This is a genomic window from Micromonospora sp. WMMD987, assembly GCF_029581435.1.
Classification (GTDB): domain Bacteria; phylum Actinomycetota; class Actinomycetes; order Mycobacteriales; family Micromonosporaceae; genus Micromonospora; species Micromonospora rifamycinica.
The window spans coordinates 3,794,305-3,821,281 of sequence record NZ_CP120861.1 but is presented as its reverse complement, the minus strand read 5'-3'; the positions used below and the strand labels follow the sequence as shown (position 1 = coordinate 3,821,281).

24 protein-coding genes and 1 pseudogene are annotated in these 26,977 nt (G+C 73.2%); 11 read left to right on the top strand and 14 right to left on the bottom strand.

What is annotated here, in order from left to right; all coding sequences use genetic code 11:
- Window positions 1-9: 9 nt before the first annotated feature.
- The 6 genes from O7612_RS16105 to O7612_RS16080 all read right to left on the bottom strand — a co-directional run bounded on the left by O7612_RS16105 (window position 10) and on the right by O7612_RS16080 (window position 5,828).
- A complete protein-coding gene (locus O7612_RS16105; protein WP_282265228.1) occupies window positions 10-1,407 on the bottom strand; it encodes a VWA domain-containing protein in 1,398 nt (465 codons plus the stop codon).
- The gene (locus O7612_RS16100; protein WP_282265227.1) at window positions 1,404-2,801 is read right to left on the bottom strand and encodes a hypothetical protein; all 1,398 of its coding nucleotides are present in this window, start codon (window positions 2,799-2,801) and stop codon (window positions 1,404-1,406) included. The genes O7612_RS16105 and O7612_RS16100 overlap by 4 nt, the downstream gene beginning before the upstream one ends.
- A complete protein-coding gene (locus O7612_RS16095; RefSeq protein ID WP_282273939.1) occupies window positions 2,801-3,268 on the bottom strand; it encodes a hypothetical protein in 468 nt (155 codons plus the stop codon). Before O7612_RS16095 ends, O7612_RS16100 begins: the two co-directional genes overlap by 1 nt.
- 288 nt (window positions 3,269-3,556) lie before the next feature.
- Window positions 3,557-4,813: a Cmx/CmrA family chloramphenicol efflux MFS transporter gene (locus O7612_RS16090; protein ID WP_282265226.1), complete on the bottom strand. Its 1,257-nt coding sequence runs from the start codon at window positions 4,811-4,813 to the stop codon at window positions 3,557-3,559.
- Window positions 4,814-5,205: 392 nt separating this feature from the next.
- Window positions 5,206-5,442: a GntR family transcriptional regulator gene (locus tag O7612_RS16085; RefSeq protein WP_282265225.1), complete on the bottom strand. Its 237-nt coding sequence runs from the start codon at window positions 5,440-5,442 to the stop codon at window positions 5,206-5,208.
- 164 nt (window positions 5,443-5,606) lie between these two features.
- A complete protein-coding gene (locus O7612_RS16080) occupies window positions 5,607-5,828 on the bottom strand; it encodes a GntR family transcriptional regulator (protein ID WP_282265224.1) in 222 nt (73 codons plus the stop codon).
- 378 nt (window positions 5,829-6,206) lie between these two features.
- Between O7612_RS16080 and O7612_RS16075 the strand changes: the two genes are divergently transcribed.
- Entirely contained in the window at window positions 6,207-7,085 is an 879-nt protein-coding gene (locus O7612_RS16075; protein ID WP_282265223.1) for a helix-turn-helix transcriptional regulator, read from the top strand.
- Window positions 7,086-7,139: 54 nt separating this feature from the next.
- Window positions 7,140-7,919 carry a hypothetical protein gene (locus O7612_RS16070; RefSeq protein ID WP_282265222.1) on the top strand — a complete coding sequence of 260 codons (780 nt, stop codon included), beginning with the start codon at window positions 7,140-7,142 and terminating at the stop codon, window positions 7,917-7,919.
- A 114-nt stretch (window positions 7,920-8,033) separates the two neighbouring features.
- Here O7612_RS16070 and O7612_RS16065 read toward each other — a convergent pair whose 3' ends face one another.
- Window positions 8,034-8,768: an alpha/beta hydrolase gene (locus O7612_RS16065; protein ID WP_282265221.1), complete on the bottom strand. Its 735-nt coding sequence runs from the start codon at window positions 8,766-8,768 to the stop codon at window positions 8,034-8,036.
- A gap of 246 nt (window positions 8,769-9,014) precedes the next feature.
- Here O7612_RS16065 and O7612_RS16060 point away from each other — a divergent pair, with 246 nt between their 5' ends.
- Window positions 9,015-9,512, top strand: coding sequence for a DinB family protein (locus tag O7612_RS16060; protein ID WP_282265220.1), 498 nt, complete (start codon window positions 9,015-9,017; stop codon window positions 9,510-9,512).
- Window positions 9,513-9,531: 19 nt separating this feature from the next.
- Here O7612_RS16060 and O7612_RS16055 read toward each other — a convergent pair whose 3' ends face one another.
- Window positions 9,532-9,972, bottom strand: a complete 441-nt coding sequence (locus tag O7612_RS16055; protein ID WP_282265219.1) for a hypothetical protein — start codon at window positions 9,970-9,972, stop codon at window positions 9,532-9,534.
- 344 nt (window positions 9,973-10,316) lie between these two features.
- On the opposite strand from O7612_RS16055, the gene O7612_RS16050 reads away from it, so the two are divergent.
- Window positions 10,317-10,907 (top strand): hypothetical protein, encoded by a 591-nt coding sequence (locus tag O7612_RS16050; RefSeq protein WP_282265218.1) that lies wholly within the window; start codon window positions 10,317-10,319, stop codon window positions 10,905-10,907.
- A gap of 78 nt (window positions 10,908-10,985) precedes the next feature.
- Here O7612_RS16050 and O7612_RS16045 read toward each other — a convergent pair whose 3' ends face one another.
- Together O7612_RS16045 and O7612_RS16040 are read right to left on the bottom strand one after the other, a co-directional pair.
- Window positions 10,986-11,546 carry a GNAT family N-acetyltransferase gene (locus O7612_RS16045; RefSeq protein WP_282273938.1) on the bottom strand — a complete coding sequence of 187 codons (561 nt, stop codon included), beginning with the start codon at window positions 11,544-11,546 and terminating at the stop codon, window positions 10,986-10,988.
- Between the two features lie 24 nt (window positions 11,547-11,570).
- Window positions 11,571-13,601, bottom strand: a pseudogene (locus tag O7612_RS16040) (penicillin acylase family protein); the annotation flags it as partial.
- A 106-nt stretch (window positions 13,602-13,707) separates the two neighbouring features.
- Here O7612_RS16040 and O7612_RS16035 point away from each other — a divergent pair.
- From O7612_RS16035 to O7612_RS16005, 7 genes are all read left to right on the top strand, one after another.
- On the top strand, window positions 13,708-14,418 hold the full coding sequence (locus O7612_RS16035) for a siderophore-interacting protein (protein WP_282265217.1): 711 nt from the start codon (window positions 13,708-13,710) through the stop codon (window positions 14,416-14,418).
- The gene (locus O7612_RS16030) at window positions 14,415-15,659 is read left to right on the top strand and encodes an MFS transporter (RefSeq protein ID WP_282265216.1); all 1,245 of its coding nucleotides are present in this window, start codon (window positions 14,415-14,417) and stop codon (window positions 15,657-15,659) included. The genes O7612_RS16035 and O7612_RS16030 overlap by 4 nt, the downstream gene beginning before the upstream one ends.
- Window positions 15,660-15,832: 173 nt before the next feature.
- A complete protein-coding gene (locus tag O7612_RS16025; protein WP_282265215.1) occupies window positions 15,833-17,383 on the top strand; it encodes an aspartate aminotransferase family protein in 1,551 nt (516 codons plus the stop codon).
- A gap of 25 nt (window positions 17,384-17,408) precedes the next feature.
- Window positions 17,409-18,701: a lysine N(6)-hydroxylase/L-ornithine N(5)-oxygenase family protein gene (locus O7612_RS16020; RefSeq protein ID WP_282265214.1), complete on the top strand. Its 1,293-nt coding sequence runs from the start codon at window positions 17,409-17,411 to the stop codon at window positions 18,699-18,701.
- Window positions 18,702-18,706: 5 nt separating this feature from the next.
- Window positions 18,707-19,273 (top strand): GNAT family N-acetyltransferase, encoded by a 567-nt coding sequence (locus tag O7612_RS16015; RefSeq protein ID WP_282273937.1) that lies wholly within the window; start codon window positions 18,707-18,709, stop codon window positions 19,271-19,273.
- Window positions 19,270-21,054: an IucA/IucC family siderophore biosynthesis protein gene (locus O7612_RS16010; protein WP_282265213.1), complete on the top strand. Its 1,785-nt coding sequence runs from the start codon at window positions 19,270-19,272 to the stop codon at window positions 21,052-21,054. The genes O7612_RS16015 and O7612_RS16010 overlap by 4 nt, the downstream gene beginning before the upstream one ends.
- Window positions 21,051-22,544, top strand: a complete 1,494-nt coding sequence (locus tag O7612_RS16005; RefSeq protein WP_282265212.1) for an MFS transporter — start codon at window positions 21,051-21,053, stop codon at window positions 22,542-22,544. Before O7612_RS16010 ends, O7612_RS16005 begins: the two co-directional genes overlap by 4 nt.
- A 106-nt stretch (window positions 22,545-22,650) precedes the next feature.
- Here the strand turns inward: O7612_RS16005 and O7612_RS16000 are convergent, their stop codons facing one another.
- The 4 genes from O7612_RS16000 to O7612_RS15985 form a co-directional block, all read right to left on the bottom strand.
- On the bottom strand, window positions 22,651-23,541 hold the full coding sequence (locus O7612_RS16000; protein WP_282265211.1) for an STM4011 family radical SAM protein: 891 nt from the start codon (window positions 23,539-23,541) through the stop codon (window positions 22,651-22,653).
- A gap of 122 nt (window positions 23,542-23,663) precedes the next feature.
- The gene (locus O7612_RS15995; RefSeq protein WP_282265210.1) at window positions 23,664-24,989 is read right to left on the bottom strand and encodes an STM4012 family radical SAM protein; all 1,326 of its coding nucleotides are present in this window, start codon (window positions 24,987-24,989) and stop codon (window positions 23,664-23,666) included.
- The gene (locus O7612_RS15990) at window positions 24,986-25,789 is read right to left on the bottom strand and encodes an STM4013/SEN3800 family hydrolase (protein WP_282265209.1); all 804 of its coding nucleotides are present in this window, start codon (window positions 25,787-25,789) and stop codon (window positions 24,986-24,988) included. Before O7612_RS15990 ends, O7612_RS15995 begins: the two co-directional genes overlap by 4 nt.
- Window positions 25,777-26,976, bottom strand: coding sequence for an STM4014 family protein (locus O7612_RS15985; RefSeq protein WP_282265208.1), 1,200 nt, complete (start codon window positions 26,974-26,976; stop codon window positions 25,777-25,779). The genes O7612_RS15990 and O7612_RS15985 overlap by 13 nt, the downstream gene beginning before the upstream one ends.
- Window position 26,977 lies beyond the last annotated feature (1 nt).

The window sequence follows — 26,977 nt, the reverse complement described above, 5'->3', positions numbered from 1 at the left end:
GTGATTCTCCTAGGTGAGGAAGCTCTTGAGCTCGAAGACGAGTTTGCGGATGTGACCGGAGAGCACCGGGGTGCCCAGGTCCTTGAGGCGCTGCCGGAACCAGGGGTTGACGCTCTGCTGCCCGGAGCTGCTGACCGAGCCGACCGGGATGAACCGCACCCCGGAGCGGTGCACCGCCTCGATGCCGTCGAACAACGGCTGGGAACGGTCGAACTCGTAGAAGTCCGAGATCCACACCATGACGGTGTTGCGCGGCTCGACGATCTTCGGGCGGGCCATCGCCATCGCCACCGGCCCGTCGTTGCCGCCGCCGAGCTTGGTCCGCAGCAGCACCTCGAACGGGTCGTGCACCCACGGGGTCAGGTCCAACGCCCGGGTGTCGTATGCGATGAGGTGCACGTCGACCCTGGGCAACCCGGCGAAGATCGAGGCCAGGATGGTGCAGTTCACCATCGAGTCGACCATCGACCCGGACTGGTCCACCACCACGATCAACCGGGACGGGGTGGTCTTGCGGGCGGTCTGCCGGTAGTAGAGCCGGTCGACGTAGAGGCGCTCGTCCTCCGGGCTCCAGTTGGTGAGGTTCTGCCAGATGGTGCGGTCGAGGTCGAGGTTGCGGAACACCCGCTTCGGCGGCACCGACCGGTCGATCGCGCCGACGGTGGTCTGTTCGACCTGGGTCCGCAGCACCTCGGCGACCTCGTCGACGTACCGCCGGATCAACGCCTTGGCGTTGGCCAGCGCCACCCCGGACAGGTTCGCCTTGTCCCGCAGCAACTGCTCGATCAGCGACATGCTGGGGGTGAGCTGGGCGGCCAGCTTCGGGTCGGCCAGCACCTCCCGCAGGTGCATCCGGCGGACCAGGTCACCCTCCAGACCGGCGAGGGTGCCGCCCAGCCCGTTGCCGCCCTGCCGACGCAGCTCACCCGGATCGCAGCCGAGCGCCTGCTCGAACCAGCCGGCGTCGGCCTGCCACCGGGCCAACTGGCCGGCGCTGACCGGCCCGGAACCGGTGCCGAAGACGTTGAGCAGTAGCTTCGACACCAGCGCGGCCCGGCGTACCTCGGCCTCGCCGGGCCGGTGCGCCCCGACGTCGGCGCTGTCGGCCGGGTCGGGGGCGAGCAGCCCACGGAGTTCGTCGGCGAGCGCCGGGAAGCGCTGCACGACGGTGTCCACCGACACGGTCGGGTCCAGCAGCGCGGCGGGCAGGCCGAGGTCGTCGACCACGGCCACGCTCGCCGCCTCCAGCGTGGCCTGCTCGTCGGGGTCGAACAGCCGCCCCAGCAGTCGCCAGTAGAGCACCTGTCGGCGGTTGGCGGCAGCGAGGTCGCCCGGGGTCACCGGGTCGTCCGCCGGTGCGGAGGCCCCTGCGGGCAGGGCACCGGTCGTCGGGGTCGGATCGCTCATCGGCGCAGCAACCGTCCCGCGCGCTCGCGCAGCACGGCCACGGCGTCGCCCGCCTTGGCCTCGGCCTTCGCGACCTTCGGGTCGGTGACCCCGTCGGCCCAGTCGCCGTTGTGCGCCTCCACCGGCCGGCGTTTGACGGTGGCCCGCACCGCCAGCGGCTGCACCCACCACCGCCCGTCGTCCCAGCGCAGCAGGCCCAGGCAGGCCGACGAGGCGGCGACCAGCGCGGGGGTGAGCGGACCCGCCGTGGGCAACCGGTCGACGGCGATCGCGAGGCGATGCCCGTCGAGGTCGAGGGTCAGCCCGTCGTCGTGCACGGTGTAGCCCTCCAGCAGGACCGGCTCGGCGATCGCCGCCGGGTGCCGGTCCAGCGGTGGGGTCGCCGTCGCCGTCGCCGCGCCGAGCAGCACCCGGGCGGTGGCGAACGGGTCGGCGGGCTCGGCCGCCTGCGCCCGCCCGTCGACCCAGAGCAGGTCGCCGCCGTGTGCCGGCAGGTCGGTGACAGTCAGCGCTCGCCGCTGCGCGATCCCGGTGAGCAGGACGGGGTACGCCGACAGCAGCCGCCACACCGCCGGCCCGCCGATGGTGGCGACCTTGGCCGCGCCCACCGTCACCCGGACCAGCCGGGGTGTCCCGGCGTCGGCCGGTTCGAGGATCGCGTGCAGTTGCACCTGGACGGCCGTCTCGTGTTCGTGGACGTCCACCCCGAGCGGCAGCAGCCGCCCGGTGACCCGCTCCGGGTCGACGGCGGTGACCCCGGTCGGCCCGTCCTGGGCCAGCAGCACGCCCCGGGACCACAGGTCCGCCCAGCGTCGCACCGGCACCCGGGGCATGGTGGCCACCGGCAACCCGGCCCGCAGCTCGGCGGCGAGCCCGTCGAGCAGCACCGCCAGCCGCCGGGAACCCGGCTCGGCCAGCGCGGTCTCGACCGGCGTGCCGACGGCGGAGAGCAACTCGTGGTCGACGCCCTGCCACCCGGCGAGGGCCGTCTCGTGCAGCCAGGACCGGGCGGCGGCGCGGGCCGGGGAGGCGTCGGCCGGCTCGCCGGTCGGCGACGTCCACGCCGCCCGGTCCCGCCCGAGGGCGGTGTCGAGCCGGTCGAGCAGGGCGTCGTGGGCCGCGCCGAGCAGCGCGACCCGTGCCCCGGCCAGCCCGGCGAGCTGCTCCTGGCCGACCGAACCGGCGGTCACCTTGCCCACCGCTTCGGCCACCCGGTCGGCCAGCGGGGTGCCCGCCACCGCGTCGGCCAGGGCCGTCAACGCGGCCGTGTCCGCCTCGGCGACCCGGGCGAAGCCCCGCAGCAGCGCCTCGTCGAATCCGGCGACCACGTCGTCGGCGTTGGCCAGCCCGGTGGGGACGCCGTCGCGCAGCTGCGCCAGCTGCGTGCCCAGCATCAGCGACCCGCCCCGGTCGACGGGAACCAGTGCAGCTCGGGCAGCGCCGTGGTGCCGGTCGGGAGTTCGAGGTATGCCAGGTGGCGCAGGAACCGGCTGAACACCACCGCGGCCGGGGTCGGCTCGTGCCGGGCGTCCAGCCGGGCCAGCAGCTCGACGCCGGTCTGCGTCCCCTCGCCGGCGTCGACCCGCAGGTAGCGGGCGACCCGCTCGACGCCGTACTGGAGCACAGCCTCGTCGGCGAGGGCCTCCAGGTGCTTGCAGGGTGCGCCCCGCAGCCCGCCGCAGGGCCGGTTGTTGTTGGTGCTGCAGTGGTAGGCGTGGGTGCCGGCGGCCACCGACGAGACGTAGACCCGTTCGATGTCGGAGCCGCTGGACACCACCCCCTGCAAGCGTCCGTCGGCCAGCTCGACGAAGGGTACCTTGGCCAGCTTGCGGGACCGGGCCGGCGGCACCACCGCCAGCACGCTCCGCCGCCGCCAGGCGGTCCCGTCAGGGTCCGTCACCACACGTCCTCCCACCCGCCGTGACACCGGCTTCGACCAGCGTTGATGGCGCGCACCGACCGGGCCGGCGTCGCCGTGACCACAAGATCATGGCCCACGGGTACGACACTTCCGCGACCCCCTTCCCCCCTCGCCGACACGACCCGGCCGCCCGCCCGGGGCACCGCCTCAGCGGCGGGCCGGCTGAGGCGGTGCTCCCCGCTGGTCGATCGCGCTTTCGCAGCCTCTGGTAGTCGGCGTTCCTGCCGATCACGGGGTCGCCCGGTCGAGGCGGGGCGCGATGACCCGTAGGAACGGCAGGGCGATGAGCAGTGTGACCGCGACCAGGAGGCCGCTGACCCGTACCGGGCCGAGGTCGTCAGCATCGGCCGTGAGGGTCGCTGCGGCTACCACGGGGCCGCCAGCCGCACCGATGTTGAGCGCTGCGGTGGCGTACGACCCTCCCATGGTGGGGGCGCCTGCCGCCTCGTAGAGCACCCGGGTGATCAGGGTGGCACCCAGCGCGAAGGAGAGCGTGCCCTGCGTGACCGCGAGGAGGAGAAGCGCCGCAGGCTGAGTAGCCAGGGCACCCAACGCGATCCAGCCGAGCAGTAGCAACGGGCCACCGACTGCGATCACGATCGCGGGATGCCTGTCGGAGAGCCGTCCCGCGAGGGTGACGCCGACGAAGGACCCCGTGCCGAAGAGCATCAGGACGGCGGGAACCCAGAGCTCACCCAGGCCGGCGGTATCGGTCACGATCGGTGCCAGGAAGGTGAACGTGGCGAAGGTAGCAGCGTTGACCAGGGCACCGAGCACCATGAACAGGAGCAGCCTGGGCATCGTGAGTTGGGCGATCTCGTCGCGAAGTGAGGAGATCGCCGCAGTCCCCGGCCGGGTCTTTCCGGCGCGGGCCGGGATGCCCTTGACGACGCCGAGAGCAGCGGGAAGGCAGAACAGTGCGATCGCCCAGAAGGTCGAACGCCAGCTGAACACCGTGCCGAGCAGGGCACCGCCCGGCACGCCCGCGATGGTGGCCATCGTCGTGCCGGAGAGCAGTACCGCCAGTGCGCGCCCTTTCTGGTCGGGTGCGACGAGCGTGGCCGCTGTGCTCAGCGCCACGGCGAGGAAGCCCGCGTTGGCCAGGGCGGCGATCACCCGGGTGACGAGCAGGACCGCGAAGCTCGTCGTGAGTGCGCCCACGACGTGGGCCACGGCGAAACCCAGCACGAAACCCAGCAGGCTGACCCTGGCGGGCCACCGTCGCGCAAGCGCCGCCATCAGCGGTGCGCCGACCACCATCCCGGCGGCGAACGCCGACGTCAGGAGCCCGGCCGCGCCGATCGGCACGTTGAGGCTGGTGGCGATGTCCGGCACCAGGCCGGCGAGCATGAACTCCGAGGTGCCCATGGCGAAGACCGCCACGGCAAGCAGGTAGAGCGGCAGAGGCATCGAGAACTCCGAGGTGAGAGAAACGAGAGGAGACGTCTCGTCACCGCGGCCAGCGCCCAGCGTGCGCGTGAACATCCCACGCAGCAGAACTGCGGGGAGGTGGAGGAGGAACTCAGCGGTTCAGGGAGCTGACGGCGTGACCGAAAGCCCCCACCGTGGATGCCTCAGGGCTCGACATGCCACAGACACTACTCATGCCTGTGGGCTGTCACGCAACCGGTTTCGCCCGGGGCGAGTGCGTCGACCTCGTGCCCCGCCCCGGGCCTGTCACAGCGCCCCGACATCAGCCAGTGCTCCAGTGGGTGTTTCCCGGGCGGGCCGGACCGGCGCTCGCCAACACCGCGCCGATCTGCTGGTACGTCTCGATCTGGACAAAGGGCGATCGCGTCCTGCGGACCCGCTACCTGTACTTACCCGGTGGGCTCGGGGCGCGGTCTGCCGGGGCGATGAGTGCGGAATGCCCTTGCCTACGAGTCTTGCTCGGAGGTGTCGGCGACGAAGACGCCGATGCCCATGCGGCCGACCAGCTCACCAAGCTCGATCATGGAGTCCAGTGCTCGCCGTACCGTCATGTGGCTGGTGTCGTACTCGGTGGCGAGCAGGCGGGTGGCGGGAAGCTTGCTTCCCGGCGGGTAGATGCCGGCCCGGATCTTCGCGCGTAGATCATCTCTGATCTGACGCCAGAGTGGCTGGGCGTACGGCATGCGGTCAGCAAATCAGCCGACGAGATCGAAAAGTAAAGCATCCCCAGCCTGTCTTTACAGGCTTTATAGGTCTGCTAGCCTGTCGGCGAGATGGCCGGGCGGAAGGGGGGACCATGGGTCGATGGTGGGAGTGGTTCGTGCGGGTGGGGCGGTTTGGCGTTGACCTAGCGGTCGGCGACGAAGACTCCGACGCCCTGTCGGCCCTCCAGGACACCGGCCTCGATCAGGACTTCGATGGCCTTCCTGACTGTCACGCCCGACGTGTCGTACTCGTCGGCAAGCTCTCTGGTCGTCGGCAGCTTGTCGCCCGGCTTGAGGAGGCCAGCGGTGATCTTGGCCTGGATCTCCCGCCTGATCCGTCGCCACAGCGGCTCGTAGGGCGCCATGGGCGGAGTCCATCACAGCCAGCGTTCGATCTTACAACCAATGCCGTCGTTACAACTAATAGTGTGTTTGACGTGTTTAGTTGTAAACCGCTGCCCAGCAGGACGGTAAGGCGAAGGGAGTGACCATGGGACGGTGGTGGAAGTGGTTCGTGCGGGTGGGGCGGGTAGCCGCTGACCTGGTGAGGAAGGTCTTACCGGAGGGGTGTGGGGCGGGGTGTTCGCTGCTGTCGGGTCGGCTGGTGGGCGTACCCGATGGGCCGGTGGCCCCGCGGTGTGGCGATGGGGTGGGGGTGGCGCGGAACCAGCGGGCGGGCCGTTACGGGCTGCGGTCGTCGGGTGGGTGGTGGGGGAGTGGATCGGATGAGGGGCGGCGGGTCGGTGGTTGACGACGGGTCGTCGGCGCCGCGTCGGCATCTCGGGCGGGTGTTGCGGCAGTTGCGGGTCGAGGCGGGGATGACGGTGGACGGCGCGGCGGAGGCGTTGTCGTTCAGCCGGCGGAAGGTGTGGCAGGTCGAGGCGGGCCGGTCTGCGGTGAGTCGCAGTGACGTGCGGACCATGTGCGCGCAGTACGCCGCGCGGCCCGAGCTGGCCGACACGCTGGTCACCCTCGCCGGGCAGACGCGGGCGAAGGGTTGGTGGCATGCGTACGGCGATCCGCTGCCGCGCTGGTGCGAGCCGTACGTCAGCCTGGCCGCCGAGGCCCGGCGGTTCCGCGAGTACGCCGACGGGATGATCCCCGTGCTGTTACAGACCCGGGAGTACGCGACGGCCGTGTGTCGGCAACGGGCCGACCTCACCGCCGTGGGGGACCGGGACCGGCTGATCGAGGTGCGGCTGCGCCGGCAGGAGGTGCTGCGGCGGCTTTCGGCGGCGCCCCGGTTGGAGGTGGTGCTGGCCGAGGCGGTGCTGCTGCGTACCGTCGGCGGTCCGGCGGTCATGGCGGCCCAGTTGCGACACCTGGTGGAGGCGAGCCGGCAGGTGTCGCTTCGGGTGGTGCCGCTCGCCGTCAGGGTGCACCGGGCGCTTCTGGCGGGTCCGTTCCTGCTGTTGGATTTTCCGCCGGTCAACCGGGTCGAGCCGGACCCGCCGGTGGTCTACCGCGAGTTGCTGACCGGGGCGCTGTATCTCGACCGGGCGTCGGAGGTGGCCGAGTACGAGCAGGCGTGGGCCGGTCTGGACGCGGTGGCCCTGGGCCACGACGAGTCCCGCCGGCTGATCGAGACGATCAGCGCCGAGGTCCACCAACCGGAGGTCTGACCGCCCACCGGCCCGTCGCCGCATCGGCATCGATACCGGCCGTACGATGACCGGGTGGTGCGGGTGGCCATGGCGACCGACGCGGGGCATCCCGGGCGGGCCAACGAGGACTTCGCCGGTGCCGTCCCGGCGGGTCTGGTGCTGGTCGACGGCGCCGGTGGCATCGCGGACACCGCCCAGGTCTGCCACCACGGCGTGACCTGGTACGCCACCCGTCTCGGTGGTGCCCTACTGGGCGCGTTGTCCCTGGGCGACAGCCTGCGTGGGGTGTTGGCCGGGGGCATCGAGCGGGTCACCGACGAGCACCGCGACACCTGCGACGTCGCCCACCCGGTCAGCCCGTTCGCCGCGGTGGCGATGCTCCGGTTCGTCGGCGGGCGCGTCGAGCACCTGGTCCTCGGGGACGCGGTGGCCGTCCTCGGCCGGGCCGGCGACGAGCCGTTCGTGGCCCACGACCCGCGGGAGGTGGTGATCGCCGGCTCCTTCGAGCGGCGGTTGCAGGGCGTACCCCCGGGCAGTGACCGGTACCGACGGCTGCTGGGCGAGCTGCGGGCGCGGCGGAACAGCCCGGGTGGCTTCTGGGTGGCCAAGGACGACCCCCGGGTGGTGGCCGAGGCGGTCACCGGCAGTTGCCCGGCCGCCGAGGTGACCACGACGGCGCTGCTCAGCAACGGGGCGAGCCGGCTGGTGGACACCTTCGGGCTCACCGACTGGGCGGGACTGCTGACCCTGCTGACGTCCGCCGGCCCCGACGAGGTCATCCGTCGGGTCAGACAGGCCGAGGCCCACGGTGGCGTCCCCACCGACGACGCGACGGTCATCTGCCGCGGCTGAGTCGGACTCGGACAGGTGCCGGAGTGGCGAGGCCCGTGGACGGGGTGATCGCGTGCGGGCCGCGTTCGGCCCCGCCGCCCGGCTGCCGCCGGCCCGGCGGGGCCCCGGTCGCGGCTAGCGCAGGTGCCGGGCGAAGAACCTGCCCCCGTCCTCCCCGGCGAAGTGCGGGACACCGGTGTGTCCGCCCATGTTGGCGTGCAGTGTCTTCTCCCGGGAGCCGAAGGCGTCGAACAGGTCCAGGGCCGCCTGCCGGTCGTTGCCCTCGTCATCCCACTGGAGCAGGACGTGCAGCGGAATGGTGACCCGCCGGGCCTCCTCGAACATGATCCGCGGCACGAGACTCCCGGCGAACAGGCCGGCGGCCACGATGCGGGGCTCGACCACCGCGAGCCGGATGCCGACGGAGATCACTCCCCCCGAATAGCCGACAGGGCCGCCGATCCCGGGCAGGGCCAGCAGGGCGTCCAGGGCGGCCCGTGCCTCCGGGACGGCCCGGTCGACCAGCGGGAGGACGAGGGCGTCGATGATCTCGTCGCTGACCCGCCCACCGTCCTGCACGGCCCGGCGCAGATCGGCGCGGGCCTGCTCGACGGCGGGCCACCGGGGCCGGTCACCGCTGCCGGGAAGCTCGATGGCGGCCGCGGCGAAGCCGTCCGCCGCGGCGAGCCGGGCCCGCGCCACCAGGCGGGGGTACATCGTGCGCAGGCCGAGCGGGGGATGGCCGAGCAGGATCAGCGGAACCGGTGCGGAGACGGATGCGGGCGTCCACAGGATGCCGGGGATCTCGCCGAGGGTGAACCCGCGTTCGAGGACGCCGTCTTCGAGGCGTTGTTCGGCGGTGAATCGCATGGTCGTGCCTTTCGGGAGTGCTGGTGAACGGCGCTCCCGGACGACCTATCGCCCGACCGTGGCCCCGGAGGGGAGCACCCATGTCGACACGTTCACGGGTACCACCTCCTCGGTCTCTGGCACGGCCACCAGGAAGCTAGCAGCGGCCACCGTGATCCGGCCACGGGTTTTCTCCGCACCGGTTCCGCCGCTGGTCGCCCGATCGGTGGGGCCGCGGCCACCGGACGGATCTGGAATGCTCCTTCCATGCCCGCCTTTCCGCCCACCTTCGCCGACCGGGTCGTCGCCCAGCCCGCCCAGGCCCAGTGCGAGGCGTTCCTCGACGAGCACCGCGGCGCGCTCAACGGCTGCCTGGACGGGCTGACCGAGGAGCAGGCACGTCGGTCGTTGGTGGTCTCCCGGACCACGCTGCTGGGTCTGGTGAAGCATGCGACCTTCGTGGAGAAGGTCTGGTTCGACGAGGCCGTCACGGGCCGGTCGCGTGCCCGGATCGGCATCCCGGAGCGGTCGGACGAGTCGTTCGTCCTCGCCGACGACGACACGATCGCCACCGTCCGGCAGGCCCACCGGGAGGCCTGCGCGGCATCCCGCCGGGCGACGGCCTCCCTGGGGATGGACGACATCCTGCGCGGGCACCGGCGGGGTCCGCTCCCGCTGCGCTGGGTGTACCTGCACGTGCTGCGTGAGCTCGCCCAGCACTGCGGGCACGCGGACATCCTGCGTGAGCAGCTCCTCAACGGGTAGCCCCCGCGACGGGGGCCGGTCAGCGGCGGCCGGCGGACAGGGCGACGAGGTACTGCCCGCCGCCGGCGTCGACGCTGGCGGTCACCGGGAGCCCGGGGACCAGCCGGGAGAACCGGTCGACCAGCCAGTCGGCCGCCTCCTGGGCGTCCCTGCGGCTCGGGCAGCGGGCCACCAGTTCCCGGCCGCCCTTGCGTTCGAGGCGTTCGGCGACGGCGATCAGCGGTGCCGGCTCCACCACGTGTAGACGGTCCGGCCAGGCGATGACCACCTTGACCGCACCCTTGCGGATGTTGCAGGCCCGGTGTGCGAGCCGCTCGACGACCTTGGCCTTCCGGTCGGCGGTGCGGCTGTCGACGCTGGGACCGCGCGGGTCGTTCACCGACCGGGCGGCGTCGACCGGCTCGTCGCACACCCAGCACCGCCAGTCGTCCCGTCTCGCGACGTCATCGAGGAGACTCATCCCTGCAAACTAGCCGGCCGGTCCACCGGTCAGCGACCGGCCCCGCGTCGCGCGCGTGAGCTGGTGCCGGGCGGACGCCGGAGACCTGCCTCGGCCGGTCCCACCACCGCATCTGACAACCGCGCTCCCGCCCACCTTTCCGCCGGGCCAGCAGGGCGCGGCGGGGCCCGACCGAGAAGATCACGACGAAAAACGGCAACTGTCACCTTGAGGACAGTCACTCCGCATTGGTGATCATCCTGGCCGGTGCTTCTATAGGGGTAGGTCGATATTCCGGGCGAATCCTCCGATGGTCGTGCGTCGTTACTCGCCTCGGGTCTGCCGCAGAGCTGCGAGGAAGTGTCATGGCATGGAGTTGGAACAGGAAGAACCTGGCGGTGGCGGTGTGCGGGGTGGCCGCGACGGTCGTCTTCGGTGTGCAGGCGTGTCTCGACTCCGGTGAGGACGAGGGAGCCGGCAACAGCCAGTCGCAGCACGGTGGCACCAACAACAAGCAGGCGCAGGGCGGCGGCCAGGCCGCGGATGTCATCAACAACGCCAACATCTTCCAGCAGGGCGCCAGGGACCTCACCCGCGAGGAGGCGTTGCAGCAGGCCGGGAAGTACGCGGACGTGCCGCCGCCGGCGGGCGACATCGCACCGTACCTCGTCGTCGCGCCCGGGCACCTGTTCGTACGGACATCCCCGGACACCGACGGCCGACGGGTCGGCGCGGCATGGGACAAGACCCTGGTCTATGCCGGATGTACGACCACCACGGACTTCGACCCGGTTCTGGATGACGAGGTGCCGGCCGTCTGGATCAAGATTCACTGGCCGAGACTCGATCCCGGTGACGACATGCGCTCGTCGCAGCCGTCCGATCCGTTGCAGGGATGGGTCTACGCCGGACGACTCGTGCCGGCCGGCCACAACGGCAGGATCCGTACCTGTTGACTCCGTCCTGCGGCCGGCTGCTCCCGGCCGGTGACATCCTGAGCCCGCCCGGCCCGGTGCTGGGCCGGGACGCAACCGTCAGGCCGGGACCGGGTGGTCGGCCTCGAACCGCTCGCGGGTCAGGAACGCCAGTTGGGCCCGCTTGTCGGGCATGTCGATCTCCTCGGCGAAGGCGAACCCCTCGCGTTCCAGCCGGCGCAGCGCGAACCGGTTGCGCACGTCGGGCTCGACCACGATCCGCCGGTGGCCGGGGTCACGGAACAGGAACCGGGCCAGCGCCGGGCCGATCGCGGTGGTGAGTCCGCGGGGCGGCCGGCGGCCCGGGGCGAGCAGCAGGTGCATGCCGACGTCGCCGGGGCGTACCCGGTAACGCTCGCCGACCGGGTCGGCCTCGGGCTGGTAGCTCTGGAACAGGCCGACCGGCGTGCCGTCCAGCCCGATCAGGTACGCGTGGTGGGTGCTCAGCCCGTCGACGAAGGAGTAGATCTCGCGGACCTCGGCCACCGTGTGGTCACCCATGCCCCAGAACGCCGCGCCGGGCGCGGTCACCCACCCGTGCAGCAGCGCGGCGTGCGCCTCCGGGTCGACCACGGTGAGGGTCAGCTCACCGAAGCCGGGGATGGTCTCCTGGTAGGTCACGGGGTCCTCGTCTCGGGGTGGTCGGGTCAGGTCGGACCAGTCGGTGTCGACGGGGATCAGCTCTCCGGCGGCCCACAACGGAAGCTGGTCGGCGAAGTGGGGGTCGTCGGGGCGTCCCGAGACGCCGAAGGGGACGATCCACCGGCTCGCCGACCGGTCGGCGAGGTCCCACACGTACCGGGCGACCGGCCCCCGCCAGCAGGCGTCGGACACCCCGGGCACACTGGAGGTGGCCAGCACGCAGTCGGTGTCGCCGCCGAGCGCGGTGCCGTCGCGCATCGCGGCGACCCGGTCCGTGACCGCCGTGGACACCCCGAGGTGCAGCGGGTGCAGCAGGTGCCGTCGGCCCCAGGTCCCGGGCGGGTCGCCGGCCGCGACCTCCTCCAGCGCGGCGACGGCGAGCGGCTCGACCTCGCCGCCGAGGCGGTGCAGCCCGGCGACCACCCCCTCCACGGCGTGCCCGATCCGGGCCAGCGGGTCGGTCCACGGCGCGAAGAGCGGGTCGTAGCCACCCGGGGTGTGCAACGGCGCCAGGACGGGATGCGCGGACAACCGGCGGACCAGCGCGGCCCGCCAGGCGGCGAACGCCCCGGCCTCGAGGCTGTCGGCGGCCATCCGACCGTCCCAGCCGGTCAACCGGTCCCGCAACCGCCGGGCCTCCCCGCTGAGCGGCCCCGGGTCGAGGCGGTCGAGCAGACCGCGCAGCACCGTCGATCCGCGCCGGGTGTCGGTGTGTACGGCCGGCGCGGCGACGCCCTCGGCGAGCAGCGCGCGGATCCGGCGGGCCCGGTGCGGCGGGGCGAAGTCGACACCGAGGTCGGCCACGTCGTCGCGCCGGTCGTTGGCGCAGACCGCCGGCCCGCCGACGGCGACGGGTTTGCCGGCGGCGTAGTCGCTACGCCAGCGGTAGCGGGGATCCCAGCCGGGCACCGGTTCCCGCCGGCACCGGTCGTCACGGTGGGGCACCAGACCGGCGACGAGCTGGTGCACCGTGCCGTGCCGGTCGGCGACCAGCACGCTGTTGACCGGTTCGACCCAGCCGCGCAGCGCGTCGGCGACATCGTCGGCGGTGCGGGCCCGCAGCAGCGGCAGCAGCGCCTCGAAACCGAGGCTCCCGGTCACCCGGGCGGGGGTACGCAGACTGAGCGCCTCGCCGGTGAGCCGGTCGTGGTCGACCACCGGGCCGCGCGGCGTCTCGATCACCTCGACGGTCTCGGTCGCGCCACCGCGTACCGCGATCCGTTCGACGTGCCGGTGGGCGGGCACCCAGCCGTCGGCGTCGCGGACCAGGACCCGGTCGCCGTCGCGGCGCAGCTGTTCGCGGTAGAGGTCCTGGTAGTCGGCCATCGCATTGGTGACCGCCCAGGCGACGTCACCGGCGTGCCCGAAGTGCGGCACCCCGGGCACCCCGGGGAAGGCCAGCCCGGCCACGTCGAACTCCGGGCAGGCCAGCCGGACCTGCTGGTAGATGCCGGGCAGTTCGAGCAGCCGGTGCGGGTCACCGGCGATGACCGGCGCGCGGCCGGTCAGCGGGTCGGCGGGCAGCGCCCAGGCGTTGCTGCCGGAGCCCCCCGGCCCCTCGACGGCGAACAGGTCCCGGGCGGCGGGACCGAGGGTGGCGGCGACGTGGGCGTGCCACAGCTTCTGCGGGAAGGTGCCGAACAGGATGTGCTGGACCAGGAAGACGCCCAGCGGCGACCAGGGCCGCCACCGGCCGGGCGCGCTGCCGGTGGCGGCGAACTCCGGTGCCGCCGCCGCGCCGGCCGTCAGGGCGTCGTTCACGCCGTCGGCGTATGCGGTGACCCACCGTCGGGTGGCCGGGGTGAGCTGGTCGAAACAGCGCCGGGCGGTGTCGTCGAGCCGTGCCCGGCGGGCGAACCGGTCCCAGCCGAGTTCGGTAGGACCGACGTGGGCGGCGAGCCGGCCCTCGGCCCGCCACCGCTCGACCTCGAGCTGCCAGGCCCGGTCGGTGGCGGTCACCCTGCCCTGCCATCGGGCCAGCTCGTCGACGGTGTCCGCCCACAGGTGCGGCACCCCCCACCGGTCGCGGTGCACGCCGGCCGCCGGCCGTGCCCCCGGCGGCCTTCCGGTCCCACTCTCCACAGGACTCCCCAGGTAAGTTACCCTCGCCTAACTTAGGCGGACCTTACCTGGAGGGCGTGTGAAACGGAACTGGGAGGCCCTGGTGCTCAAGGCCATGGGCGGCCGGGACTTCCGGCTGACCGTGCGGGGCACCGAGTCGGTCGGCGGGCACTACCAGCGTCTGGTCATGGACGACGGCGGTCTGCTGGCGGCGGGCAAGGTGCACCCCACCATGTGGATCCGGCTCTGGTTCGACGACGCCGGCCGCCCGCACCAGCGGGCGTACACCCTGGTCGACCCGGACCCGGAGGCCGGCCGGTTCACCCTCGAGTTCGCCCTGCACGACGGCTGCGCGGCCCGCTGGGCGAGCGCCGCACAGGTCGGTGACACCATCGTGGCCACCCTCCAGGGCAGCGCCTTCGCCCTGCCCGACCCGGCACCCCGGCACCTGTACCTGGTCGGCGACGCCGCCTCGCTGCCGGCGGTGAACAGCCTGCTCGACGCCGCCCCCGCGATCCCGGCCACGGTCTGGCTGGAGTACGCCCACGACGGGGAGCAGGCGCTCGCCCTGCGCGCCCGCGACCAGCACCGGATCACCTGGGTGCCGCGCGGTCAGGACGGGCAGCAACTCGTCGACACCGTCCGCGCGGAACTGCCGGCCGCACCGGACGCCCACTACTGGCTGGCCTGCGAGGCGGGCAGCACCCGGGCGCTCACCCGACACGTACGGCGTACCCTCGGCGTCGGCAAGCAGCAGCTCACCGCGTTGGCCTACTGGAGCGCCCGGTGAAGGGGCACCTCGGCACGCTCACCGCGCTCTACGTCACCCAGTACCTCGGCATCGGCTTCATCACCGTCGGGCTGACCGCCATCCTGCGCGACGGCGGGACCTCGCTGGACACCCTGGCCCTGCTCCAGTTCGTCGGCCTGGTCTGGCCGCTGAAGTTCCTCTGGGCGCCACTGCTCGACCGGTACGGCTCCCGGCGGCACGGTCACTACCGCTCCTGGCTGCTGCCCCTGCAGGCCGGACTGGTGCTGTCCCTGCTGGCGCTGCTGCCGTTCGCCGACCCGACCCGGCAGCTCGGCCCGGTGGTGGCGATCTGCGCCGCCTACGTCTTCCTCTCCGCCACCCAGGACATCGCCGTCGACGCGGTCGCCGTCCGGGTGCTGTCGACGGGGACCAGGGGAGCCGGCAACGGCATCCAGGTCGCCGCGAGCTACCTGGGCAACCTGCTCGGCGGTGGCGCGTGCGTGCTGGTCTACGACCGGTACGGCTGGGTGCCGGCGATCGGTCTGCTGGCCGCGCTGACCGCCGTCGGGCTGTGGGTGGTGTGGCGGCTGCGGGAGCCGTCCCGCGACGACCGGGTGGCCGGTGCCGGGCAGGCGTACCGGGCGTTGCTGTCGGTGTTCGGCCAGCCCGGCTGTCGCTGGTGGACCTTCGGTGTGGTGCCGCTGGTCTACACCGGAGCCGGCGCGGCCTACGCCCTGGTCACCCCGGCACTGGTCGACGCGGGCTGGTCGCTGGCCCGCATCGGCGTGGTGACCGGCGTGGTGATCAGCGCCCCGGCGATCGTCGCCGGCCTGCTCGCCGGGATCGGTGTCGACCGGTTCGGCCGGGGGCGGCTGCTCGTGGTCGGGGGAGCGGCCCTCGCGGTCTCCACCGGGCTGCTGCTGCCGCTGATGAACGGGCGGGCGCCGTTGGCCGCGACGGTGGTCGCCCTGTGCTGCTTCATGGCCGCGTACACGGTGGCCAACGTGGTGCTCTACGTGGTCAACATGGACTACTCGCGGGCCGGCACCGGGGGGACCGACTTCACCGTGCTGTCGTCGTTCGGGTTGGTCTGTTCGTTCCTGGCGGCGTCGGTCGGGTTGGCCGCGGCCGACCGGTTCGGCTATCCCGCCGTCGCGGTCGGCTCGGTCGTGCTGGTCGCGCTCGGTGTGCTGGTGGGACTGGGGCACCAGCGCCGGTTCCGGGTCACCCCGGAGCGACCGTCCGAACGGGTCGCCGAGCCGGTCGCCGCGCCCGGCTGAGCGGCCGGGATCCGGTGTCTCCGGTCGACCGGCGACGGGGGCGCGGGAGTGTCGGCGTTGACAAGAAATTAGGTTAGGGTAGCCTAACTCGCGATCAACTGGACCGCCGGGACGACCGGGGACGCGACCGTCCCTCCGCCCACGCGCCCGTCACCGACTGTCGAGGACTGCCCATGTGCCTGCCCGGATCCACTGTCGAGGCCCCCGTGACCGGGACGCGTCCCACCCCGCCCCGCGCCCACCTGTTCACCGCCGGCACCGTCGAGGACTACCGCCGGACCGTCATCCAGGGGATCGACCGGGTGGCCGCCCGGGTCTCCGGGGTCGACCAGCCCGGCACCGGCATCACCCCCGACGAGTTGGCCCCCCGGGTCGCCGGCATCGACCTGGACCGGCCGCTGGGCGACACCGACGCCGCCCTCGACGAACTGCACGACGTCTACCTGCGCGACGCGGTCTACTTCCACCACCCCCGCTACCTGGCGCACCTCAACTGCCCGGTGGTCATCCCCGCCCTGCTCGGCGAAGCGGTGCTCAGCGCGGTCAACTCCTCCCTGGACACCTGGGACCAGAGCGCCGGCGGCACCCTGATCGAACGCCGGCTGGTCGACTGGACGGCCGGTCGGATCGGCTTCGGACCGACCGCCGACGGCATCTTCACCAGCGGCGGCACCCAGTCCAACCTCCAGGCGCTGCTGCTGGCCCGCGAGGAAGCGTACGCCCGGATCGTCGGCGGCGGCACCGACCGCCCCAGCCGGCCCGAGGTGCTGTCCCGACTGCGGATCATCACCTCCACCGCCGGCCACTTCAGCGTCCAGAAGGCCGCCAAGCTGCTCGGTCTCGGCGCCGACGCGGTGCTCACCATCGCCACCGACGCCGGCCGACGGATGCGTACCGACGAACTCGCCGAGACCCTCGACCGGTGCCGTCGGGACGGTCAGACCGTGCTCGCCGTGGTCGCCACCGCCGGCACCACCGACTTCGGCACCATCGACCCGCTGGAGCGGATCGCCGAGATCTGCCGCGCGGCCGGGGTCTGGCTGCACGTCGACGCCGCGTACGGCTGCGGGCTGCTGGTCTCGCCCACCCGCCGGCACCTGCTCACCGGCATCGAACGCGCCGACTCGGTCACCGTCGACTACCACAAGGCGTTCTTCCAGCCGGTCAGCTCCAGCGCCCTGATCGTCGCCGACCGGCGGGTGCTGCGGCACGCCACCTGGCACGCCGACTACCTCAACCCGGCCCGGATGGTCGAACGGCGGATCCCCAACCAGGTCGACAAGAGCCTGCAGACCACCCGCCGTTTCGACGCCCTCAAGCTCTGGCTCACCCTGCGGATCATGGGTCCGGACGCGGTCGGCACCCTCTTCGACGAGGTGGTCGACCTCGCCGCCGCCGCCTGGCGGCTGCTCGCCGACGACCCCCGCTTCGAGGTGGTCACCCGCTCGCAGCTCAGCACGGTGGTCTTCCGCTACCTGCCCCCCGGCGCGGGCCGGGACGTCGTCGACGACGCCAACCTGCACGCCCGCGAGGCGCTGGCCGCCTCCGGCGCCGCCCTGGTGGCCGGCACCAAGGTCGACGGCGCCCACCACCTCAAGCTCACCCTGCTCAACCCCGAGACCACCCTGGACGACATCGCCCACGTGCTCGACCTGATCGCCGAGCACGCCGGCTGGTACGCCCGCACCCGCGCCACCGCCGAGCTGTCCAGCCCCGTCGGCTGACCACCCCGCCCTGGAGAAAACCCCTGTGTCGACCCACGACTTCATCGCCATCGGGCTGGGCCCGTACAACCTCGGACTGGCCTGCCTGACCGCGCCGCTCGACGACCTCGACGGCCTGTTCCTCGAAGCCCGGGACGACTTCGACTGGCATCCCGGCATGCTGCTGGACGCCACCCGGTTGCAGACGCCGTTCATCGCCGACCTGGTCACCCTGGCCGACCCGACCTCTCCGTACTCCTTCCTCAACTATCTCAAGGAGGTCGGCCGGCTCTACCCCTTCTACATCCGGGAGAGCTTCTTCCCGCTGCGCCACGAGTACAACGACTACTGCCGGTGGGCGGCGGCCAAACTGGCCTCGGTGCGTTTCGGCCACCGGGTCACCTCCGTCGGGTTCGACAGCGCCGACGACCGGTACGTGGTGCACGCCGAGGCCGGTGGCGAACGGGTCACCCACCGCGCCCGGCACCTGGTGCTCGGCACCGGCACCCCGCCGCACGTCCCGGACGCCTGCCGCGGCCTCGGCGGCGACGTCATCCACAACTCCCGCTACCGGGAACACCGGGCGGCGCTGCGGGCCAAGCGCAGCATCACCGTCGTCGGCAGTGGACAGAGCGCCGCCGAGATATACCACGACCTGCTCACCGACCTCGGCAGCTACGGCTACCAGCTCAACTGGGTCACCCGGTCGCCCCGCTTCTTCCCCCTCGAGTACACCAAGCTCACCCTGGAGATGACCTCACCGGACTACGTGGACTACTTCCACGCTCTGCCCGAGGCGACCCGCTACCGCCTGGAGAGCACCCAGAAGAGCCTGTTCAAGGGGATCAACGCCGACCTGATCAACGACATCTTCGACCTGCTGTACGCCCACCGGGTGCACGGACCGGTGCCGACCCGGCTGCTGACCAACACCGAACTGACCAGCGCCCGGTACGACGACACCACCGGCACCTACACCCTCGGGCTGCGTAACGTCGAGCAGGAGCGCGACCTCACCCTGGACACCGAAGGGCTGGTGCTGGCCACCGGCTACCACTACCGGGTGCCGGAGTTCCTCGACCCGATCCGCGACCGGCTGCGCTGGGACGCCCACGGCCGGTTCGACGTGGCCCGCAACTACAGCATCGACCACACCGGCCGGCGGGTCTTCCTCCAGAACGCCGGCACCCACACCCACAGCATCACCTCACCCGACCTGGGCATGGGCCCGTACCGGAACTCCTGGATCATCCGGGAGCTGACCGGCCGCGAGCACTACCCGATCGAGGAACGGATCGCCTTCCAGGAGTTCGGCGTGCCGGCCGGAGCCCACCGGTGACCGACATCGTGCACCGGCGGCCCGACCCGGAGCTCGGCGAGTTCGCCCTGCGCACGCTCGACCCGGAGGGGGACGCCCGGCTGCTGCACGGCTGGGTGACCCACCCGAAGTCGGCGTTCTGGCTGATGCAGGACGCCGACGTCGAGCGGGTCGCCCGGGAGTACCGGGCGATCGCCGACCACCCGCACCACGACGCGTACCTCGGGCTCTGGCGCGGCGGACCGGCCTTCCTCGCCGAACGCTACGACCCGGCCCGGGTCGAACTCGTTGGCCTCTACCCACCGGCCCAGGGCGACGTCGGCATGCACTTCCTGTGCGCGCCCACCGACCGGCCGGTGCACGGCTTCACCCGGGCCGTCATCACCACCGTGCTGGACTGGCTCTTCGCCGACCCGGCCACCCGCCGGGTGGTCGTCGAACCCGACGTGCGCAACACCGCCGTGCACGCCCTCAACGCCGCCGTCGGCTTCACCGTCGTCGGACCGATCCGCAAACCCGAGAAGGACGCCCTGCTCAGCGTCTGCACCCGGGACCAGTTCCTGGCCGCCACCCGAGGAGAGCTGCCCGCGTGAACCCCGCCGCATCCGTGGCCCACCTGAACCCGGCCACCTGGACCCGCGCCAACCGGCTGCTGGTCGGCAAGGCGCTGGCCGAGTTCGCCCACGAACGCCTGATCCACCCGGCCCCCACCGACGACGGACGGTGGGCGGTGCGCACCGACGACGGCACCGTGGAGTACCGGTTCACCGCCCGCCGCTTCGCCCTCGACCACTGGCACATCGACCCGGACAGCATCACCCGGCACCGCGGCGACGAGGACCTGCCGCCTGACGCCGTCGACCTCTGCCTCGAACTGCGTGCCGCGCTCGGCCTCACCGACCAGGTGCTCCCCGTCTACCTGGAGGAGATCACCTCCACCCTGGCCGGCACCGCGTTCAAGCTGGACCGGCCGGCGGTGAGCGCGGCCGAACTCGCCCGCGCCGACTTCCAGGCCATCGAGACCGGCATGACCGAGGGACACCCGTGCTTCGTGGCCAACAACGGCCGGATCGGCTTCGGCGTACACGAATACCACGCGTACGCCCCGGAGACCGGCCGACCGGTCCGGCTGGTCTGGGTCGCCGCGCACCGCGACCACGCCACCTTCAGCAGCGCCGCCGACCTCGACTACCCGACCCTGCTGCGCACCGAACTCGGCCCGGACACCCTGGCCCGGTTCACCGGCACGCTGACCGACGCCGGTCTCGACCCGGACGACTACCTGCTCATCCCGGTGCACCCGTGGCAGTGGTGGAACCGGCTCGCCGTCACCTTCGCCGGTGAGGTCGCCCGGCAACGCCTGGTCTGCCTCGGCGAGGCCCCCGACGAGTACCTGCCGCAGCAGTCCATCCGGACCTTCTTCAACGTCACCAACCCGCACCGGCACTATGTCAAGACCGCGCTGTCCGTGCTGAACATGGGCTTCCTGCGGGGCCTGTCGGCCGCCTACATGGAGGCCACCCCGGCGATCAACGACTGGCTCGTCGAACTGGTCGCCGCCGACCCGGTGCTCGCCGGCACCGGACTGACGGTCATCCGGGAACGGGCCGCCGTCGGCTACCGGCACCCGCAGTACGAGGCGGCCACCGACCGCTACTCGCCGTACCGCAAGATGTTGGCGGCACTGTGGCGGGAGAGCCCGGTGCCCGGGCTGGCCCCCGGCCGGCGACTGTCCACCATGGCCGCCCTGCTGCACACCGACCGCGACGGACGCTCGCTCGCCGCCGCCCTGATCGCCGAGTCCGGACTGCCCGCGCGTCAGTGGCTGCGCCGCTACCTCGACGCCTACCTGGTGCCGCTGCTGCACAGCTTCTACGCCCACCGGCTGGCCTTCATGCCGCACGGCGAGAACGTCATCCTGGTGCTGCACGACGGCGTGGTCGAGCGGGTCATCTTCAAGGACATCGCCGAGGAGATCGTGGTGATGGACCCCGACGCCGACCTGCCGCCGCTGGTGCAGCGGGTCCGCGCCGCGATCCCCGACGACGAACAGCTGCTGACCATCTTCACCGACGTCTTCGACTGTTTCTTCCGCCACCTCAACGCCGTGCTGGCCGCCGAGGAGGTGCTCGACGAGGACGACTTCTGGCGTACCGTCGCCGACTGCGCCACCGACTACGCGGCCGGGGTGCCGCACCTGGCCGACCGGCTGCGCCGGCACGACCTGTTCGCCCCGGAGTTCACCCTCTCCTGCCTCAACCGGCTGCAACTGCGCAACAACCAGCAGATGGTCGACCTGGCCGACCCGTCGGCGGCCCTCCAGTTCGCCGGCACCCTGACCAATCCGCTCGCCCGGCACGCCCCGCCCCGATGACCACCGCGCTGTCCGCCGCCCGGCCCGGCCCGGCGACCCCGCTGCGGTCGCGGTGGCTGATCCTGGCCGTGCTCTGCCTCGCCCAGTTGACCGTGGTGCTGGACAACACCGTGCTCACCGTGGCGGTGCCGGTGCTCACCACCGAACTGGACGCCAGCACCACCGACATCCAGTGGATGATCAACGCGTACGCGCTGGTGCAGTGCGGGCTGCTGCTCACCGCCGGCAGCTTCGCCGACCGGTACGGCCGTCGTCGGATGCTCCTCGCCGGCCTGGTCCTGTTCGGTGTCGGCTCGTTGGCCGCCGGGCTGGCCCGCTCCGGCGACCAGCTGATCGCCGCCCGCGCCGGTATGGGCGTCGGCGGGGCGCTGCTGGTCACCGCCACCCTCGCCGTCGCCATGCAGGTCTTCGACGGGGCCGAACGGTCCCGGGCGATCGGCATCTGGGCGGCCACCAGCGCCCTCGGCTACGCCGCCGGCCCACCGATCGGCGGGATCATCCTGGCCCACCTGCCGTGGGGCGCGATCTTCCTGGTCAACGTGCCGATCGTGCTGGTCTGCCTGGCGGCGGCCCGGACGCTGGTGCCGGAGTCCCGGGATCCGGTCGGCGGGCGGCCCGACCTCGGCGGGGTGCTGCTGTCCACCGCCGGCCTCACCGGCGTGGTGTGGGCCATCATCGACGGTCCCGAACGGGGCTGGACCGCCCCGCCGGTGCTCGGCGCGGCCGGCGTCGGGGTGCTGCTGCTGGCCGCCTTCGTGGCATGGGAACGGCGGATCCCCGCCCCCATGCTGGACATGCACTTCTTCACCGACCGCCGGTTCGTCGGCGCGGTCACCGGGGTCGTCCTGATCACCTTCGGCTCCACCGGCGCGCTGTTCCTGCTCACCCAGCACCTCCAGTTCGTCCGCGGCTACCCGGCCTGGGAGGCGGGGCTGCGGATGGTGCCGTTCGCGCTGTCCATCGTGCTGCTCAATCTCGGCGGGGTCGCCACCCGGCTGATCCGCCGGCTCGGGGTTCCCGGGGCCATCGCGCTGGGCATGGTGCTGCTCTCCGCCGGCCTCACCCTGATCACCCACGTCCGCTCCGACGGCTACGCCGTGCTGCTGACCGGGCTGCTGGTGATGGGCTTCGGCTGCGCCCTGGCCAACCCCGCGATCGTCGAGGCGGTGATGAGTTCCATCCCCCCGGCGAAGGCCGGCGTCGGCGCGGGGATCGACGGCACCATGGCCGAGGTGGGGGGCAGCCTCGGCATCGCCGTGCTCGGGGCGGTACTCAACGCCCGGTTCGCCGCGCTGGCACCGGTCGCGGTGGCCGGGGCCGGCTCCTATCCGGCCGCGCTGGCCGCCGCCGGGGGCGGGACCGAACGCGCACAGGTCACCGACGCGTTCGCCGCCGCCCTGGTCACCGGGCAGACCGCCGGGGCGGTGGCGGTGCTCGCGGGTGGGCTGCTCGCCGCCGGCCTGCTGCGCCGCGCCGAGCGCACCCGCTGAGCGTCTGCCGGCGGACACCGGCACCCGCGGGGCGTCTGCCGCCGGACACCGGCACCCGCGGGGCGTCGGCCGGCGGGCGCACCGGACCCCGCCGGGCGTCAGCCGTTCAGCGGTCCGGCCCGCCGGCCGCCGGCCAGACCGCCGGAATCCGTTCCAGCACGCCACCGGCGAACACGTCACGCAACCCGAGCGGCTTGAGGTGGACGTACCCGATGTGGCAGTCGCAGAGCGCGGCGTCGCAGGCCCGGGGCTTCAGGGCGGCCCGCCACGACCCGTCGTAGAGGTTCCCGATCGGCGCGGGCCGGAAGTGGCAGCGGCGCACCGTGCCGTCACCCACGACGGAGATCGCCGTCTCCCCGGCGTGGCAGGGGCGGCCGAGCGACGGGTGCGGCCGGACGCTCCAGCCGAACAGCGGATCCAGCTCCGTCCAGGCCGCCTCCTGCCCGGCGGGGTAGTGGTGCCCGTCGGCGGCGTTCACCCACAGGTAGACCTCCCGCGGCAGGGCGGCCCGCAGCGCCCGCGCCTCGGCCAGGTGCTCGGGCAGGCCGACCACCCCGACCGAGTACCGCACGCCCAGCGCGGACAGCCGGGCGCAGCGGGCGAGGAACCGCTCCCGGGTGACCTGCCCCGGGTGGTACGTCGTCCACAGTGCCGCCGTCGCGCGGTCGGCGTCGGCCAGCCAGTCCACCCGGGCGGCCAGGTTGGTCTGGATGACCACCCGCCCCACGTGCGGCAGGTGCGACAGCGACACCATGGCGTCCCGGTACCAGCTGCGGGTCAGCCCCTCACCCCACGGGGTGAACAGCACCGACAGCCGCCGGTCGGTGGTGTCCGCCACCCAGCCGGTGAACCGCTCCAGCGCCGCCCGGTCGGCGCGCAACAGTTCCGGCGGGTCGACCCGCTTGGCGAACGGGCAGTACGGGCAGTCGTAGTTGCAGCTCGCCAACGGCCCCCGGTAGAGCACCGCCAGCTCCGCGACCGGCTCGTCGCCCCCCACCGGCAGCGACGCGGCCGGGTGCGCCGGGAGCGTGGCCGGCGGCCGAACGGCGGGATCCGGTAACGGCGTCGGCGGCCGGGCGACCGGACGCGGTAACGGCGTCGGCGGCCGGACGGCGGGAGTCACCGGGGCACGTACCCGGTCATCGCCTGCCGGACCCGGGCGGAGGTCAGCCACGGGCCGATCGCGTCGGAACGGGCCAACCCGGCCGGGGTCAGCCGCAGCCCGTCGACGCCGGCCCAGCCCCGGTCGGCCAGCCGCCCCAGCTCCGGGAAGTCCTCACCCGGCGGTCGGCCGAACCGGGCGGCGTAGGCCGCCGCGTCCACCCCCTCGGCCCGCAGCAGCGACGTGAGCAGCCACCGGCGGCGCTGCTCGGCACCGTCGAGGACGAACCCGAACTCGGCGTACCGGAAGTCGTCCGCCGGGCGGGCCAGGTAGTCGTCCAGCACCATCCGGACCTGCGACACCGACACCGCGTAGTCGAACGAGTAGTGCAGCGCGGTGGTGTACGAGCGCGCCCCACACCCCAGCCCGACCATGCCGTCGTCCTGACAGCAGTAGTCCGGCCCGCCCGGGGTGGGAACGTCGGCGCGGCGGAACTGCCGCATCGACTCCTGCCGGTAGCCGGCCGCGCCGAGGACCTCCACCGCCTGCCGGTAGAGGCCCAGCCGGTGGGCGTCCCAGTCGGCCCGGCCGTGCGCCCGCCGACCCAGCCCGGTCAGCGGCCGCACGTAGAGCGGGTAGAGGTACAGCTCCTCCGGCCGCCAGGCCAGCGCCGCGTCCAGGCTCTCCCGCCAGGTCGTCGCCGTCTGCCCGTCGATGCCGTAGATCAGGTCGATGTTGAGCACCGGGACCGCGGCGGCCCGGATCGCGCCGAGCGCCGCCTCCACCTCGTCGCGCCGCTGCGGGCGACCGGCGGCCCGCGCCTCCCCGTCGAGGAAGCTCTGCACCCCGATGCTCACCCGGTGCACCCCGTGCGCCGCCAGCACCGCCAGCCGGTCCGGCGTCGCGGTGGCCGGCGAGGTCTCCACCGACAGCGGTACGCCCGGCAGCCGCGCCCCCGAGGTGCCGGTGACGATGTCGAACAGCTCGGTCAGCTCGTCGGCGGTCAGGTAGGTGGGGGTGCCCCCACCGAACGCCACCCGGGCGTACCCGGCGTCGTCACCGAGCGCGTCGGCGACCCGTTCCGCCTGTCGGCGCAACTGCCGCAGGTAGGCCGTCACCTGCTCCTGCGGGGCGTTGGCCCGGGTGAACAGGTTGCAGAAGCCGCAGCGCATCTCGCAGAACGGCAGGTGCACGTAGAGGAAGAGGGCGTCACGGGCCTCGGCCCGCCACACGTCGGCCAGCAACGGCCGGGGCCGCAGCGCCCGGTAGGAGGTCTTGTGCGGGTACGCGTAGAGGTACTGCTGGTAGGGCGAGCCGTCGAGGCCCGTGTCGATGCTGGTCACCATTCCCCCGGTCGCAGAGTGAAGTGGGCGTACGGGACGGTCCACACCACGTCGTGGCCGATCCGGTGGCCGGTGTGGCCGTCCTCGCCGTACGCGGTGCCGTGGTCGGAGCAGACGATCGTGAACACCGGCCGTCCCCGCCCGGTGAGCAGGGCGAACAGCCGGTCGACCCGGGAGTCGACGTACTCCAGGGCGGCGGCGTGGCTGTCCCGGCCGTCCTCGGCGGCACCCGGCAGGTAGTGCCGGTTGGGCTGGTGCAGGGCGGCGACGTTGAGGAAGGTGAACACCGGCCGGTCGGCCGGGACGCCGGGCAGCACCTCGGCCAGCCGGTCGAGCTGCGCGTCCAGGCAGGTGGGGGCGGTGACCCCGAACGCCGGCTCCCAGTGCGCCTCGGCGAACAGGCCGGGCAGCACCGACCCGAGCGGGCTGCGCCGGTTGAAAAAGCCCACCCCGCCCAGACAGAGCGTGTGGTAGCCCGCCCCGGCCAGCGCGGTGGGCAGGTCGGGGGCGTCGAAGACCCAGGTGTCGTCCCCGGCGGTCTCGCTGCCCGGGAACGCCGCCGCGTACAGCCGCTCGTGCCGGCCCGGCCCGACCGGGGTGGGCAGGAAACCGGCGAAAAAGGCGTGGTGCGCGGCGTAGGTGAAGCTGGCGGGGGAGTGCCGCCGCTCCCACCGCCCACCGGGCAACGCCCGGACCAGCCGGGGGGTCCGTCCCGCCCCGGCCAGTTCGTCGGCCACGTCGAACCGCAGCGTGTCCAGGGTGACCAGGCAGATGTCGTGACTGCCGATCAGGGTGCGCATCCCACCGACTCCCGTCGCCTCGTCGCCGGTCCGCCGGCCGTCGGGCGACCCGGCCCGGTCGCCGGTCCCGCCACCGCGACGCGCCCGGCCGCGGTCGGGCTGTCGCCGCCCGGGGTGGCGGCCGTCGCGGCGGCCCGCCACCGGTCCCACCGGCCGCTGGTCAGCGCGTGCACCTGCTCGGCGTAGGTGTCCCGGCCGTCGGTCAGCACCCCGGGCAGCAGGTCGCCGAACGCGTTGACCTCGGCCACCGCGTGTTGCCGCCAGCCCAGCAGGAACATCAGGTCGACGCCGACGTGCAGCGACCGGGGGAAGCACGCCGCCGCCCGCTCGCAGGTCCGCATCGCCGCCGCCCAGGACTGCGGGCCGGCCGCCGCCCGCAGCGCCTCCAGGTCACCCCGCGCGTTGCCCAGGTGCAGGTTGGTCATCGGCCCCCGGGCGGCCCGGACCACGACGTGGGTGGGACGGCCGGCGACCACCACCACCCGCAGGTCGACCACCCGGTCGGCCAGCCCCGCCTTGGGCAGCCACCGCTCCACGTGCAGCCCCTGCGGGGCGAGCCGGTCGACCAGCGCCGCGACGGTCGCCTCGTCGTCGTAGCTGCGCAGCCGCAACGAGTTGAACAGCCCGTCCGGGGTGGCCTCGATCGGGGTGACCGCGCGGATCCGGCGTGGGCCGACCGCGAGCGCGATCACCCCGGCCGCCGACGAGCCGTGCGCCGGCTTGACGAACACCCGGTGCCAGCCGGCCGCCGCCATCGCCGCCCGGAGCTGCGGATAGCCGCCGACCGGGGGCAGCGCCGCCGGCACCGGCACCCCGGCCGCCGACAGCAGCGCGTGGCAGCGCCGCTTGTCGCACAGCGCCGCCACGTCGTCCGGGTGGTTGAGCAGCGTCGCGCCCCCGGCGGCCACCCGGCCCATCCCGGCCACCAGCCCGGCGTACGTGTCGGCCAGGCCGATCAGCTCCCCGTGCCGGGCGGGGGTGGCCGCGCCGCGCAGCAGCCGGTCCACCTCCGCGTCCTCGCCGGGGGAGTCGACCCGGACCAGGGTGCCGGCGTCCGGTGGGGCCGCCCCGGTGAGCACCCGCGCCCAGGGCAGCACCGTCGGGTCGGGCAGCCCCGCCGCGCGGACGGCCCGCCGGAACAGCGCGACCCGCCGGTTGTCGGGGTTGCCCACCACGGTCAGTCGCATG

Bases quoted from the DNA above. Each gene is read 5' to 3' on its own strand.
- O7612_RS16105 (WP_282265228.1), bottom strand. From the start codon at position 1,407: ATGAGCGATCCGACCCCGACGACCGGTGCCCTGCCCGCAGGGGCCTCC.
- O7612_RS16100 (WP_282265227.1), bottom strand. From the start codon at position 2,801: ATGCTGGGCACGCAGCTGGCGCAGCTGCGCGACGGCGTCCCCACCGGG.
- O7612_RS16090 (WP_282265226.1), bottom strand. From the start codon at position 4,813: ATGTTCACGCGCACGCTGGGCGCTGGCCGCGGTGACGAGACGTCTCCT.
- O7612_RS16085 (WP_282265225.1), bottom strand. From the start codon at position 5,442: ATGCCGTACGCCCAGCCACTCTGGCGTCAGATCAGAGATGATCTACGC.
- O7612_RS16080 (WP_282265224.1), bottom strand. From the start codon at position 5,828: ATGGCGCCCTACGAGCCGCTGTGGCGACGGATCAGGCGGGAGATCCAG.
- O7612_RS16065 (WP_282265221.1), bottom strand. From the start codon at position 8,768: ATGCGATTCACCGCCGAACAACGCCTCGAAGACGGCGTCCTCGAACGC.
- O7612_RS16060 (WP_282265220.1), top strand. From the start codon at position 9,015: ATGCCCGCCTTTCCGCCCACCTTCGCCGACCGGGTCGTCGCCCAGCCC.
- O7612_RS16055 (WP_282265219.1), bottom strand. From the start codon at position 9,972: ATGAGTCTCCTCGATGACGTCGCGAGACGGGACGACTGGCGGTGCTGG.
- O7612_RS16050 (WP_282265218.1), top strand. From the start codon at position 10,317: ATGGCATGGAGTTGGAACAGGAAGAACCTGGCGGTGGCGGTGTGCGGG.
- O7612_RS16025 (WP_282265215.1), top strand. From the start codon at position 15,833: ATGTGCCTGCCCGGATCCACTGTCGAGGCCCCCGTGACCGGGACGCGT.
- O7612_RS16005 (WP_282265212.1), top strand. From the start codon at position 21,051: ATGACCACCGCGCTGTCCGCCGCCCGGCCCGGCCCGGCGACCCCGCTG.
- O7612_RS15990 (WP_282265209.1), bottom strand. From the start codon at position 25,789: ATGCGCACCCTGATCGGCAGTCACGACATCTGCCTGGTCACCCTGGAC.
- O7612_RS15985 (WP_282265208.1), bottom strand. From the start codon at position 26,976: ATGCGACTGACCGTGGTGGGCAACCCCGACAACCGGCGGGTCGCGCTG.